Origin of the sequence: Mesorhizobium sp. M4B.F.Ca.ET.017.02.2.1, assembly GCF_003998955.1 — a bacterium.
Taxonomy (GTDB): domain Bacteria; phylum Pseudomonadota; class Alphaproteobacteria; order Rhizobiales; family Rhizobiaceae; genus Mesorhizobium; species Mesorhizobium abyssinicae.
The window spans coordinates 10,860-22,999 of sequence record NZ_RZOF01000062.1 but is presented as its reverse complement, the minus strand read 5'-3'; the positions used below and the strand labels follow the sequence as shown (position 1 = coordinate 22,999).

Sequence of the window (12,140 nt, the reverse complement as noted above, 5' to 3'; positions counted from 1 at the left end):
GACCCGGACTACCGCAAGCCCGCCGCCCCGCGCATGCAGCCGGACGAGGACTTCGACACCCGCTACGGCCTCAAGCCCGCAACCTTCGGCATGCGCCCGCAGAACGATTGATCTCTTCTTCTTCGGAAGTTCGGAGAAATCCCGAGAGAGAATTCATCAGGCCGGATTGAATGGCGCGGCTTTCGAGAACCCGGAGCGGAGCGGACATGAGTCCGTGAGCACCGGAAGTCGAGAAGGCCGGTCAGTCGGCCGGCCTCATGAATTCGCTCCGGGATTTTAGGCGCAGACGCGGTTGCGGCCTTGCCTCTTCGCCTCATAGAGCTGGCGGTCGGCGCGGCGATAAAAGTCCTCGGCCGTTTCCTTGCGGTCCCAGACGGCGAGGCCGACGCTGGTGGTGATTTTGAGGCGAACGTTGCCGGACAGCACCGACATGTTGGCGATCGCCTTGCGGATGCGCTCGGCGAATTTGGCCAGCAATTCGGCGTCCATGTTCGGCGTCACCACGGCGAACTCCTCGCCGCCGAGCCGCGCCACCACGTCGTGATAGCGCGTCATGCCCTTCAGGCAGCCGGCGACCGCCTTCAGCACCTCGTCGCCGACGTCATGGCCATGCGTGTCGTTGACCTGCTTGAAATGGTCGAGATCGAGGATCATCAGCCCGACCGGCTTTTCGATGCGACGGAACTCCTCGAGATATTCCTTCAGCGCGTCGTCGAAATAGCGCCGGTTCTGCATGCCGGTGAGCCCGTCGGTCAGCGCCGCGTGCTCCAGCGTTTCCGAACGCGCGCTGAGCGAGACCGTCATGGCGCGCAGCTTGCCCTCTTCGGTCGCCTGCCTGCGGATCAGCGGGTAGATGAAGAAGACGCCGAAGAACAGCGCGGTCGCCAGCAGCACGCCGGTCGCGAACAGCAGTCTGTTGAGATACTTGATCTTTTCGATGCGGGAGGCCGCGTCCAGGTCGGTGGCGATGGCCTGCAGGAAACCGTAGGCGTGCAGCGTCACCAGGCCGGCGGCCAGGATCACGAAAATAAAGACGAAAAATGCGGATTCCGCCTTGTGGAAACGCATCTGCTCCCCGTGGAACTACCCAAAGTTCCTTATGCCATGCAGGGCCTTACGGAGGGTTAATCAGGACAACCTGAGCGAGAATGGCCGGTTTTTGTCTTACTTTCGTGATTGCATTAGCGGCCGGAGATCAGATCGCCGGCATGGCGCCGCCGGCGACATGCAATCGCCGCCATTCCGGACCCAGTTGATGGCGGAACCAGGTCGCCTGGCGCTTGGCATATTGCCGCGTTGCGATCTTGGCGCGCTCGATCGCTTCGGCGAAGCCCAACTGCCCGGCCATCGCCGCCTGCAACTCGCGCACGCCGATTGCCTTCATCGCCGGCAGATCCGGATCGAGGTTGAGCGCCAACAGCTCTCTGACCTCGTCCAGGGCGCCGATGTCCAGCATGCGGTCGAACCGCGTCTCGATCCGCCCGACCAGCTCCGCACGATCCGGTTCGATGACCAGGAACCGCGCGCTGTCGCGGTCGATCAGCGGCCGGCCCCGCGCGGCCTGCCATTCGGCTATGGAACGGCCCGAGGCGTCGAGCACCTCCAGCGCGCGCACGATGCGCTGGCCGTCGGTCGGCCTGAGCTGCATGCCGACCGCCGAATCCTCGCGCATAAGGATGCGATGCAGCCTCTCGGCGCCCTGTTCCTTGAGTTCGTAGCGCCAGCGGTCGCGGATCGCCGTCGGAATCTCGGGCATGTCCGAAATCCCTTCGGCAAGCGCGCGAAAATAGAGCCCGGTGCCGCCGACAAAAATCACCGGCCGTTCCACGAACGCACCGACCGGCCGTTCGGCGAGCAGGCGGTCCTCGATCAGCTTCGTCACGTCGCGCAGCCAGGCGCCGGTGGAATAGGCGACCGACGGATGGACGTGGCCGTAAAGATGGTGCGGCGCGCGGGCGAGATCGGTGGAGCCCGGCCGCGCTGTCAACACGTCGAGCACCGAATAGCCCTGCATGGAATCGGTGTTGACGATGATGCCGCCCTGGCGCTCGGCGAGATCCAGCGCAAGCGCCGACTTGCCGCTGGCGGTCGGCCCGGCTATCAGGATCGCGTTCTTCACGCGGCCCTCGCCCGCCTGTCCGGAAGTCCCGATGCCGCTGATCGCCACGCTTGTGTCCCATCCCGAAGGCCGCGCCGTCTCGGCCACGCTAGCGAATATGGCCTCACGGTCGGTCGGCGCAAGCGCTGTTCGCTGGCTGGCCGAGGACATCGCCTGCGATCTCGTCCTACCGGAAACCGCGGACGCCTCTGAAACGGCCGCCACCCTGAGCGCCGCGCTCGCCTCGCACCCGGTCGACGTGATCGTCCAGCCGGCTGACGGCCGGCGTAAGAAGATCCTCATCGCTGACATGGATTCGACGATGATCGACCAGGAGTGCATCGACGAACTGGCCGACGAGATCGGCGTCAAGGACCGTGTCGCGGCGATCACCGCGCGCTCGATGAACGGCGAGATCGCCTTCGAACCGGCCCTGCGCGAGCGCGTCGCCCTGCTGAAAGGCCTCGATACCGCCGTGGTCGATCGCCTCATCGAGACCCGGCTGACGCTGGCATCCGGTGGCCTCGCGCTGGTCCGCACCATGCGGGCCAACGGCGCCTGGACGGCGCTCGTGTCCGGCGGCTTCAATGTCTTCACCAGCCGCATCGCGGCGACGCTCGGCTTCCAGGAAAACCGCGCCAACCGGCTGATCGAGGAGAATGGCCATTTCACCGGCCTGGTCGCAGAGCCGATCCTCGGCCGCGCCGCCAAGGCGGACGCCTTGCTCGAGATCGCCGCCCGGCTTGGTCTCACCCCTGCCGACGCGCTTGCCGTCGGCGACGGCGCCAACGACCTCGACATGATCCGCCTGGCCGGCACCGGCGTCGCCCTGCACGCCAAGCCTTCGGTGGCGGCGGAGGCCAAGGTCCGCATCGACCATGGCGACCTGACGGCGCTGCTCTATCTGCAAGGCTATCGCCAGGAGGAGTTTGCCGGATGAAACCGATGCGCACCGAGCGCCTGATCCTGCGCAACTGGGAGGATCGTGATCGCGAGCTCTTCCATCGCATCAATTCTGACGAGCAGGTGATGGAATTCTTTCCGTTCCGCCGCGACCGCGCCGAGACGGATGCCAAAATGGATGAATTTCGCGGCTGGATCGCCGAGGATGGCTTTGGCTTTGCCGCCGCCGAGATCGCCGCGACGGGCGAATGCATCGGCTTTGTCGGCCTCTTGGAGACCGATCACGTGCCGTCCATGCCTTCCGACACAATCGAGATCGGCTGGCGGCTGGCGCCCGAATTCTGGGGCAAGGGCTATGTCACCGAGGCGGCCGAGGCCTGGCTCGCCTTTGGCTTCGAGACGCTCGACCGCGACGAGATCGTCTCCTTCGCCGTGGCCGACAACCACCGCTCCACCGCCGTCATGAAGCGCCTCGGCATGAGCGCCGATCCGGCGCGCGACTTCGATCATCCCGACATCCCGGACAGTCATCCGGCGCTCAAGCGGCATGTCTTCTACAGGCTGGCGCGCGATGACTGGCAGGCACGAAAAAGGGCGGCTCGTTAGCCGCCCTTTTCATTGAAACTCAGTCGATTGCGCGATTTTCCGGACTCAATCCATCCGGATCGTAACGAACCGCAACTCACCCGTCTTCGACGCCAGCATCAGGAGCGCGTTCTTGCGCCCCTGTTCCTTCAGCGCGCCGATGCGGTCCATGACGTCCTTGGGCGTCGCCACCGACTCCTGGGCGATCTCGGTGATCACCTCGCCGGGCTGGATGCCACGCTCGGCCGCGGCCGAATCCTTGGTGACGTCGGTGATGACGACGCCGGAGACGTCGGCGGCGATGCCGAACTTGGTCCGCGTCTCGTCATTGAGCTCGCCGATGGTCATGCCGAGCACGGCCGCCGTCGATACCGCGGGCGCCTTGTCGCCATTGTCCTGGTCGGTATTGCTGCCGTCCTCGCCGCTGGCCAGCTTCTCGCCGTCCTCGAGCCGGCCAAGCGTCACCTTCACCGTCTGCTCGACGCCCTTGCGCACGATGACCACGTCCACCGCCTTGCCGACGGGGCTTTCGGCGACGACGCGCGGCAGGTCGCGCATCTCGTGAATGTCCTTGCCGTCGAACTTGATGATGACGTCGCCGGCCAGGATCGTGCCGTTGTCGACCGGTCCGCCCTTGATGACGCCGGCCACCAGCGCGCCCTTGGCGGTCGCCATGCCGAGGCTTTCGGCGATGTCGTCGGTCACCGGCTGGATGCGCACGCCGAGCCAGCCGCGCCGCGTTTCGCCGAACTGGCGAAGCTGGTCGACGACGCCCGAGGCAAGCTGGGAGGGAATGGAGAAGCCGATGCCGATCGAGCCGCCCGACGGCGAGATGATCGCCGTGTTGATGCCGATGACCTCGCCCAGGCTGTTGAACAGCGGACCGCCGGAATTGCCGCGGTTGATCGCGGCATCGGTCTGGATGAAGTCGTCATAGGGGCCGGAATTGATGTCGCGGTTGCGTGCCGAGACGATGCCGACCGTCACCGTGCCGCCGAGGCCGAACGGATTGCCGATCGCCATCACCCAGTCGCCGACGCGCATCTTGGTGGAATCGCCGAACTTCACCGCCGTCAGCTTGTGGCCCTTCGGGTCGACCTTCAGCACCGCGACGTCGGTCTTGGTGTCGGTGCCGACCAGCGTCGCCTTCAGCGTCACGCCGTCGGAGAAATTCACCTCGATGTCGTCGGCGTCGGCGATGACGTGGTTGTTGGTGACCACGATGCCTTGCTCGGCGTCGATGACGAAGCCGGAGCCCAGCGACTGCACTTTCTGGGCGCCACCGCCCTTGTCGCCGCCGCGGTTCTTGAAAAAGTCGTCGAAGAAATCCTGGAACGGCGAGCCCTCGGGCAATTGCGGCATCGGCACCGCGCCGGGTCCTTCCGAGCCCTTCACCGTCTGCGAGGTCGAGATGTTGACGACGGCGCCCAGCAGGCCCTGGGCGAGGTCGGCAACCGAAGCCGGTCCGTCGGCGGCGACGGTCGGCGTCACAGTGGACGGGACAAGGAAGGTGCCGACGAGCAGCGCCGCTGCGCCGGCGACGAGCGTCCGCCTGGCCACGCGCAGAAGGGTGTTGGGTGTCATCGAGGGCCTCCCGGTGTTTCTGAAAGAAAGCGCTTCCGCAAAAACGCCGCGTTGCGTCATGTTGGCAAGAAATACGGCACGTTTGCGGCTATGGCTATCGGCAGAGGATAAATCGTCCGTTACGCCGGCACCAAGAAATTTTCGTCAGCCGCGCACCAGCCAGACGATGCCGACGCCGATGGCGATCGCCGCCAGTCCAGCGATGCGCAGCGCGGTCTCCGGCATCGACAGCACCTCGGTGGCGAGCTTCTTGGCCAAGCCCGGAAACCCGCCATAGACCAGGCCCTCGACGACGAGGACCAGGCCCATTGCCGCGAGAAAATCCTGCACCGGCCGCTACTGGCCGGTGCCGGGTTGCGCCGGCGGCGTGGCCGGCGCGGGTTGCGGCGCCGTTGGCTTTACCGGTGCTTCCATGCTGTTCGGATCGCGGAAATAGCGGAAGAACTCGGACTCAGGCGACAGCACCATGGTCGTCCCGGTGTTGTCGAGCGCCGTGCCGTAGGCGTTCATCGAGCGGTAGAACTCGAAGAAGGCCGGGTCGCGCTGATAGGCGGCCGCGAAGGTCGCGCTGCGCTGGGCTTCGCCCTCGCCGCGCAGGATTTCCGATTCCTTCTGCGCCTCGGCGACGATCTCGACCACTTCGCGGTCGGCGCGGGCCTTGATGCGCTGCGCCGCCTCGTTGCCGCGTGCCCTCAGCCGCTCGGCCTCGGCGAGACGCTCGGCCTTCATGCGGTCGAAAGTCTGCTGCGAAACCTCGGCGGTCAGATCGGTCCGGCGAATGCGCACATCCTCGATTTCGAGGCCGAGCGAGGTGGCGTCGGGCCTGAGCTGGTCGCGCACCTCGCGCATCATGACGGCGCGTTCCTCGGACAGCGCGGCCTCGAAGTCGCGCAGACCGTAGACACGGCGAAGCGCCGCGTCGAGACGCGTCCTCAGCCGCTGCTCGGCAAGCTCGATGCTGCCGGACACCGCGGCGCGGAAGACGCGCGGGTTCGAGATACGGTAGGCAATGAAGGCATCGACCTCGTAGAACTTGCCGCCCGAGACCTGGACGCGGATGTTGTCGAGGTCGAAGCGCAGTACGCGGTTCTCGATCAGCTGCACGCTGTCGGCATCGAAGAAGGCGAAGGGCGCCTTGAAATAGATGCCGGGCTCGGTCTTGACGTCGACGATCTCGCCGAACCTCAGCACCAGCGCCTGCTGGCGCGCGTTGACCACGAACACCGATGAGTAGATCAGGAACAGGACGACCGCCGCGACGACGGCGATGATGGGGAGACGGTTGGCCATCACTGGGTTCCTCCCGTCGTGGCGCCCAGGGCGCCCGGCGCCGGCGCCTTCTGCTGCAATGCCGGAAGCGGCAGGTAGGGGACGACCCCTTGCCCGTTGCCCTGCTCGACGATGACCTTGCTCGAATCCTTCAGCACCCGCTCCATCGTTTCCAGGTAGAGGCGCTTGCGCGTCACGTCGGGCGCCTTGGCGTATTCGTCATAGACCGAGATGAAGCGCTGCGCCTCACCCTCGGCCTCCTGAACCACGCGGTTCTTGTAGGCCGCCGCGTCCTCGCGGATCTGGGCGGCCGCGCCGCGCGCCTGGCCGAGTTTCTGGTTGGAATACTGGTTGGCCTGCTCGACGAACTTGTCCTCGTCCTGCTCGGCCCGCTGCACCTCGTCGAAGGCGTCGGCCACCTCGCGCGGCGGCGCTGCATCCTCGATCGAGACGGCGTTGACGTTGAGACCGGCCTTGTAGCCGTCCAGTGTCGTCTGGATGATCTCGCGCACCGAGGCGGCTATGCCCTGGCGGTCATCGCGGAAGATATCCTGAGCCGGCCGACGGCCGACGGCTTCACGCATGGCGCTTTCGGCGACCTGCCGCAGCATGCCGTCGGGATCGGATACGTCGAACAGATAGGCCCTGGGATCGGAGACCTGATAGGCGACCGAGAACTGCACGTTGACGATGTTCTGGTCGCCCGAAAGCATCAGCCCGGAGCTGTTGCTGTTGGTCGCGCCGCCGCCGATATCGACGAGCTGTTCGGCGATGTTGGCCGTCTCGACGGTCTCGACCGGCCACCAATGGAAATGCAGGCCGGGCTCCGAAAGCTCGGCCTTCGGCTTGCCGAAGCGCAGTTCGACGGCAACCTCGTCAGGCTGCACGGTGTAGACCGCCTTGAATGCCCACAGTACGACGAGCGCCGCGGCGATCAACCCGAACACCGCGGGGCTGGCGCCGCCGCCGCCCGGCAGGGCGCGCCGCAATCTGTCCTGGCCGCGGCGGATGATGTCTTCCAGGTCGGGAGGCGAGCCTTGCGGACCGCTGGGGCCCTTCGGCCCCTGCCCCCAGGGACCCTGATTGCCGCCGCCGCCCCATGGGCCGCCGCCACCGCTCTTGTCGTTCCAGGGCATGAATGTCCTTTCGCTTGGGATTCCCTCAGCGCCGGCCTGACGGCGCAAAATCCGATGTCGTACTTCTATAGGGACGCCACGGCGCGCTTTCAACGCGATCTGCTGGCCGGCCGTCCGTTTTGGGCCGCTAGCGACCCTTTGTCGTCCTCAGTTTGCGCCGCGACGGCGTTCGTAGACCGTATAGCGGGTCGCGTGGCTGTCCTTCTCGCCGGCCGGCACGTCCTCGGCGCCGACGGTGCGCCACACTTGCGGGTCGATCGGCGGAAAATGCGCATCGCCCTCGACGCTGGCGAGCACGTGGGTGACATGCAGCCGATCGGCCAGCGGCAGCGCCTGGGCGTAGATTTCGCCGCCGCCGACCACGCAGATCTCGTCGGCGCCGGCCATGCAGCGTCCGCGCACATTGGCAAGCGCGATGGCATCGCTGAGCGAATGCGCGGTTTCGACGCCATCGGCCCGCCAGGCCTTGTCGCGCGTCACCACGATGTTGAGCCGGCCCGGCAGCGGCCGGCCGATGCCTTCATAGGTCTTGCGCCCCATGATGATCGGCTTGCCCATCGTGTCGGCCTTGAAGCGCTTGAGATCGGTGGAAAGCCGCCATGGCAGGCCACCATCGCGCCCGATCACGCCGTTCTCGGCGATGGCGACGTAGATTGCGATATCCATCAGCCACCGTTCCCGTTGTCACCGCCGCTCGTGTCATCCGCCTGCTCGAGCAGCAAGATGTCGATGTCGTGCTCGGGATAGAAATCCTTCGCCGTCATCTCGAATGTCGTCGGTCCGACCTTGCGGACATTGTCGCCGCAGAAGGAGACCAAGTTCTTCGGGCTGCCCTTGTCGATGGTCAGCTTGAAGTCGCCGATATTGCCCGAGGCCCAGTTGCCGCCCGTGGTCAGGATATAGGCGATCCTGCTTTCGAAAAATTGCGGGTAGCCGTCGGGATTGTCCTTGGCCGCCTTGCGCACCGCATTCTCGAAACCATCGTCCATGCAATAGCGGGTCTTGTAGGTCGCGTACTGGCCCTGGAACTGGCCGTCATAGAAGAAGCTGACCGACGAGGTTCTGCCGACGCTCGGCTTGTAGCGGTGCGAGACATGCACCGCCTTGTTGGCGGGGAAGGTCGAGCGCCACCAATAGGTCGAGCGCAATTGCCAGAACGGCGCGTAGACGGTCTTCATCCCCGAGCCGTCATCGGCGGTATCCTCGATGATGATACCGCGGTTTTCCCAGTCCTCGGCGACCTCCTTGGGAAGCTTCGCCAGCGCCGCCTTGGCCGCGTCGCCGAACGGATAGAGCGGCACGTTCTGCGCCTTGAGGTCGGCGCTGATGTCGATACCCAGCGCAAAGGCCTTCTGCTCGAGTTGCAGCTTTGCGTCGACGCCGTCGATCGTCACTTCGAAGCCGAGGAAATTATCGCTCTGCGCTTCGGGGATCGCCGGCATCTCGTTCGGGTCGCCTTCGATGTCGGGCATCGGGAAGGCAACGATGGCACTGACGTCCTTGTCGGTGTTGTTGCGGAAGACATAGTCGACCGTGACCTTTTCCTGCGAGATGAAGAGGTCCTCGCTCTCCATGGCGACGGCGTCGCTGCGCGACAGGATCAGTCCCCCGGTTCCGAGTTCTGCGATCGAATCGTTGGCCAATGCCGGCGCGACCGACAATGCCAGCGCTGCGGTCAGGATAGTGCGGAACATGAACCCCCCTCTTGGCGGCAGAGCCGGCACTGGCCGGATGCGCGCCCACATCTAGAGCAAATCCAGGAAAAGTGGGTAGCGGTTTTCCGCCCGGACTTACGCAAGACAAATAGCTAGAGCAGTTCGGCGTTTCCACCAAACGATGGCCATTCGGCGGCCTTGCCGGTGCTTGCTTCACGCTTGTCTGGACACCGGCTTCCCGATCGGGCAGGAGAGCGCCCATGCGCAAGCTTCTGGTCATCGGCATCGGCGCCGGCAATCCCGAACACATGACGGTCCAGGCCATCAACGGCCTGAACCGGGCGGACGTCCTGTTTATTCCCGACAAGGGCGCGACAAAGAACGATCTCGCCCAGTTGCGCCGGCAGATCTGCGACCGCTTCGTCACCAACCCGAAATCGCGCCGGGTGGAATTCGACGTGCCGGTGCGGGCCGAGCCCTCTCCTTCCTACCGGACGACGGTCGACGACTGGCATGAAGCGATCGCCGCAATCTACGAAGGCCTGATCCGCGACGAGCTTGCCGAAGATGGCTGCGGCGCCTTCCTGATCTGGGGCGACCCTTCGCTCTACGACAGCGCGCTGCGCATCCTCGAACGGGTGCGGCAGCGTCGCAATGTCGAATTCGAGCTCGAGGTCATTCCCGGCATCACCGCCGTCCAGGCGCTGGCCGCCAGCCACAAAATGGCGCTGAACCGCATCGGCGACCCCGTGCTGATCACCACCGGCCGCCGCCTGACCGAGGAAGGCATGCCAGGCAACGCCGGCAGCACGGTCGTCATGCTCGACGGCAAATGCGCCTTCAACACGCTGGACGACGACAACCTCGTCATCCATTGGGGCGCCTATCTCGGCACGCCCGACGAGATCGTCATCTCCGGTCGCCTTGGCGACGTCGGCACGGAGATCGAAAGGGTCCGCGAGGAAGCCCGGCAAAGCAAGGGCTGGATCATGGACACCTATCTGCTGCGCAAGCCCGGCGAGCCTGAGGAATAGAGACCACCCGGAACGGGGCGGCGCTCAGCCCGCATCGATCTCCGCTTGCAAGGCCTCCATATGCTGCGCCGCCGCGGACGCTGCCGCCCGTTCTATGGCCCGGAAGCGGCAGACGACCGCCAGGCCGACCGCGGTCAATTGCGCGCCGCCGCCCTTCTTGCCGCCCGTCTGCGCCGCGACCAGCGGCTTGCCAAACACCCGGTTCATGTCCTCGACCAGGTCCCAGGCATGCTTGTAGGACATCTCCATGCCGCGCGCCGCGGCCGAGATCGAGCCGAAGGCGGCGATCTGCTCCAGCAGCTCAATCTTGCCCGGCCCGATCCGCCCGTCGGGATCGAGATTTATCCGCAAGCTCAGCGATGGCATCCCTTGTCCTCCGCGATCAGATTAGCCGCTCGGCAGCCCAATCGCTATTCCAAACCAACATAGCGACATTGTCCTTTCGTCACCCATCGGCCTCGGCCGGCAGCCCTGGTCCCGTCGTCGCGCTGTCGAAGCTCACCGTCTTGATCACCGCGAAGACCCTGCGGCCGAGCGCAAGGCGCAGCGTGTGCTTCGACTGTTCGGTAATGCGCGCCAGCACGATGGCGCCATTGCAGTCGATGGCGATCTCCACCGTCGGGCCGACGCCCGGCCTGACCGCGGTGATCGTTCCCGCCAATATATTGAGCGCGCTGAGGCCCACCGGCTCTTCGGTCGCGATCATGACGTCGCGGGCGCGGATGCGCAGCCGCACTGGCGTCCCGGCCGGCCGTGCCAGGCGCGGCACGCGGATTTCGCCGGCCGGCGAACCGAGCACCGTCATGCCGAAGCTTTCGTCATGGCGCAGCACCCTGGTGTCCAGCACCGCGCCGCCCTCGCCGCGCTCTTCCGCCGGCAACAGGTCGAGCCGCTGCATGATCGCCCCGGTCGGGCCAGCGGCCGCGACCTTGCCTTGCGACAGCACCACCACGTCGCTCGCCAGCCGCGCCACTTCGGCGACGGAATGGCTGACATAGACGATCGGGATCTTCGTCTCGTCGCGCAATCGCTCGATATAGGGCAGGATCTCAGCCTTGCGCGCCTCGTCGAGCGAAGCCAGCGGCTCGTCCATCAGCAGCAGTTTCGGGCTGGCAAGCAGCGCCCGGCCGATCGCCACGCGCTGCTTCTCGCCACCCGAGAGCTTGGCCGGCCGCCGGTCGAGCAGATGGCCGATGCCGAGCAGCTCGACCACCGCGTCGATGTCGGCATAGCGCTCGGAGGCCGGCGTGAACCAGCGGCCATAGCGCAGATTGCCGGCGACGCTCATGTGCGGAAACAGCCGCGCGTCCTGGAACACCATGCCGATCCGCCTCTTGTGCATCGGCACGAACACGTCGGATTGCGTATCGACCAGCACGCGGCCGTCGATGGCGATCCGCCCCTTCTCGGGACGGATCAGCCCGGCGATCAGGTTGATCAGCGTCGACTTGCCGGAACCGGACAGCCCGAACAGCGCCGTCAGCCGACCGGCGCTTTCGAAACTGGCATCGATCTCGAAATCGCCAAGCCGGTGGCCGATGTCGACGAGCAGCGTCATTCGATGTCCATCCGCCGGCCGACGCGCCGCGCCAGCACTTCCGACGCCACCAGCGCGGCCATCGAGATGACGATCGAGATCAGCGTCAGCCTGAGCGCGCCGTCATCGCCGCCCGGCACCTGGGTGAAGGTGTAGATCGCCGACGGCAGCGTCTGCGTCTCGTTGGGGATGTTGGAGACGAAGGTGATTGTCGCTCCGAATTCGCCCATCGCCTTGGCGAAGGCCAGGATGGATCCGGCGATCAGGCCGGGCAGGATCAGCGGCAGCGTGATGGTGATGAACACCCAGAGCGGATTGGCGCCGAGCGGGCCGGCCGCC

14 protein-coding genes are annotated in these 12,140 nt (G+C 65.7%); 3 read left to right on the top strand and 11 right to left on the bottom strand.

Annotated features, from left to right (window positions below; translation table 11 throughout):
• Nucleotides 1-276: 276 nt before the first annotated feature.
• Both EN738_RS10745 and miaA read right to left on the bottom strand, forming a co-directional pair.
• Nucleotides 277-1,068 carry a GGDEF domain-containing protein gene (locus EN738_RS10745; protein ID WP_127283659.1) on the bottom strand — a complete coding sequence of 264 codons (792 nt, stop codon included), beginning with the start codon at nucleotides 1,066-1,068 and terminating at the stop codon, nucleotides 277-279.
• A 127-nt stretch (nucleotides 1,069-1,195) separates the two neighbouring features.
• Nucleotides 1,196-2,161, bottom strand: a complete 966-nt coding sequence (gene miaA, locus EN738_RS10740) for a tRNA (adenosine(37)-N6)-dimethylallyltransferase MiaA (protein ID WP_127283661.1) — start codon at nucleotides 2,159-2,161, stop codon at nucleotides 1,196-1,198.
• Here miaA and serB point away from each other — a divergent pair.
• Together serB and EN738_RS10730 are read left to right on the top strand one after the other, a co-directional pair.
• Entirely contained in the window at nucleotides 2,151-3,038 is an 888-nt protein-coding gene (serB, locus tag EN738_RS10735; protein ID WP_127283658.1) for a phosphoserine phosphatase SerB, read from the top strand. The genes miaA and serB overlap by 11 nt on opposite strands.
• Nucleotides 3,035-3,607, top strand: a complete 573-nt coding sequence (locus tag EN738_RS10730) for a GNAT family N-acetyltransferase (protein WP_127283657.1) — start codon at nucleotides 3,035-3,037, stop codon at nucleotides 3,605-3,607. Before serB ends, EN738_RS10730 begins: the two co-directional genes overlap by 4 nt.
• 45 nt (nucleotides 3,608-3,652) lie before the next feature.
• Here the strand turns inward: EN738_RS10730 and EN738_RS10725 are convergent, their stop codons facing one another.
• The 6 genes from EN738_RS10725 to EN738_RS10700 all read right to left on the bottom strand — a co-directional run bounded on the left by EN738_RS10725 (nucleotide 3,653) and on the right by EN738_RS10700 (nucleotide 9,269).
• Nucleotides 3,653-5,170 (bottom strand): DegQ family serine endoprotease, encoded by a 1,518-nt coding sequence (locus tag EN738_RS10725; protein ID WP_127283656.1) that lies wholly within the window; start codon nucleotides 5,168-5,170, stop codon nucleotides 3,653-3,655.
• A 144-nt stretch (nucleotides 5,171-5,314) separates the two neighbouring features.
• Nucleotides 5,315-5,500, bottom strand: coding sequence for a DUF2065 domain-containing protein (locus tag EN738_RS10720; protein ID WP_127283655.1), 186 nt, complete (start codon nucleotides 5,498-5,500; stop codon nucleotides 5,315-5,317).
• A gap of 6 nt (nucleotides 5,501-5,506) precedes the next feature.
• Nucleotides 5,507-6,460: a protease modulator HflC gene (locus EN738_RS10715; RefSeq protein ID WP_127283654.1), complete on the bottom strand. Its 954-nt coding sequence runs from the start codon at nucleotides 6,458-6,460 to the stop codon at nucleotides 5,507-5,509.
• Nucleotides 6,460-7,575, bottom strand: a complete 1,116-nt coding sequence (hflK, locus tag EN738_RS10710; RefSeq protein WP_127283653.1) for an FtsH protease activity modulator HflK — start codon at nucleotides 7,573-7,575, stop codon at nucleotides 6,460-6,462. The genes EN738_RS10715 and hflK overlap by 1 nt, the downstream gene beginning before the upstream one ends.
• 147 nt (nucleotides 7,576-7,722) lie before the next feature.
• A complete protein-coding gene (locus EN738_RS10705; RefSeq protein WP_127283652.1) occupies nucleotides 7,723-8,241 on the bottom strand; it encodes a dihydrofolate reductase in 519 nt (172 codons plus the stop codon).
• Nucleotides 8,241-9,269, bottom strand: coding sequence for a DUF4424 domain-containing protein (locus tag EN738_RS10700; protein WP_127283651.1), 1,029 nt, complete (start codon nucleotides 9,267-9,269; stop codon nucleotides 8,241-8,243). Before EN738_RS10700 ends, EN738_RS10705 begins: the two co-directional genes overlap by 1 nt.
• A gap of 221 nt (nucleotides 9,270-9,490) precedes the next feature.
• Between EN738_RS10700 and cobF the strand changes: the two genes are divergently transcribed.
• Entirely contained in the window at nucleotides 9,491-10,264 is a 774-nt protein-coding gene (gene cobF, locus EN738_RS10695; protein WP_127283650.1) for a precorrin-6A synthase (deacetylating), read from the top strand.
• A 24-nt stretch (nucleotides 10,265-10,288) separates the two neighbouring features.
• On the opposite strand, the gene EN738_RS10690 is transcribed toward cobF, so the two are convergent.
• The 3 genes from EN738_RS10690 to EN738_RS36200 all read right to left on the bottom strand — a co-directional run.
• Nucleotides 10,289-10,630, bottom strand: coding sequence for a winged helix-turn-helix domain-containing protein (locus EN738_RS10690; RefSeq protein ID WP_127283649.1), 342 nt, complete (start codon nucleotides 10,628-10,630; stop codon nucleotides 10,289-10,291).
• Between the two features lie 79 nt (nucleotides 10,631-10,709).
• On the bottom strand, nucleotides 10,710-11,822 hold the full coding sequence (modC, locus tag EN738_RS10685) for a molybdenum ABC transporter ATP-binding protein (protein WP_127283648.1): 1,113 nt from the start codon (nucleotides 11,820-11,822) through the stop codon (nucleotides 10,710-10,712).
• On the bottom strand, nucleotides 11,819-12,140 hold a 322-nt coding region (locus EN738_RS36200; RefSeq protein ID WP_245494472.1), incomplete at its 5' end, for an ABC transporter permease subunit. The genes modC and EN738_RS36200, both read right to left, overlap by 4 nt.

Excerpts from the sequence above, each read along its gene's own strand:
- EN738_RS10745 (WP_127283659.1), bottom strand. The coding sequence starts at position 1,068 with ATGCGTTTCCACAAGGCGGAATCCGCATTTTTCGTCTTTATTTTCGTG.
- serB (WP_127283658.1), top strand. The coding sequence starts at position 2,151 with ATGCCGCTGATCGCCACGCTTGTGTCCCATCCCGAAGGCCGCGCCGTC.
- EN738_RS10730 (WP_127283657.1), top strand. The coding sequence starts at position 3,035 with ATGAAACCGATGCGCACCGAGCGCCTGATCCTGCGCAACTGGGAGGAT.
- EN738_RS10725 (WP_127283656.1), bottom strand. The coding sequence starts at position 5,170 with ATGACACCCAACACCCTTCTGCGCGTGGCCAGGCGGACGCTCGTCGCC.
- EN738_RS10715 (WP_127283654.1), bottom strand. The coding sequence starts at position 6,460 with ATGGCCAACCGTCTCCCCATCATCGCCGTCGTCGCGGCGGTCGTCCTG.
- hflK (WP_127283653.1), bottom strand. The coding sequence starts at position 7,575 with ATGCCCTGGAACGACAAGAGCGGTGGCGGCGGCCCATGGGGCGGCGGC.
- EN738_RS10705 (WP_127283652.1), bottom strand. The coding sequence starts at position 8,241 with ATGGATATCGCAATCTACGTCGCCATCGCCGAGAACGGCGTGATCGGG.
- EN738_RS10700 (WP_127283651.1), bottom strand. The coding sequence starts at position 9,269 with ATGTTCCGCACTATCCTGACCGCAGCGCTGGCATTGTCGGTCGCGCCG.
- cobF (WP_127283650.1), top strand. The coding sequence starts at position 9,491 with ATGCGCAAGCTTCTGGTCATCGGCATCGGCGCCGGCAATCCCGAACAC.
- EN738_RS10690 (WP_127283649.1), bottom strand. The coding sequence starts at position 10,630 with ATGCCATCGCTGAGCTTGCGGATAAATCTCGATCCCGACGGGCGGATC.
- modC (WP_127283648.1), bottom strand. The coding sequence starts at position 11,822 with ATGACGCTGCTCGTCGACATCGGCCACCGGCTTGGCGATTTCGAGATC.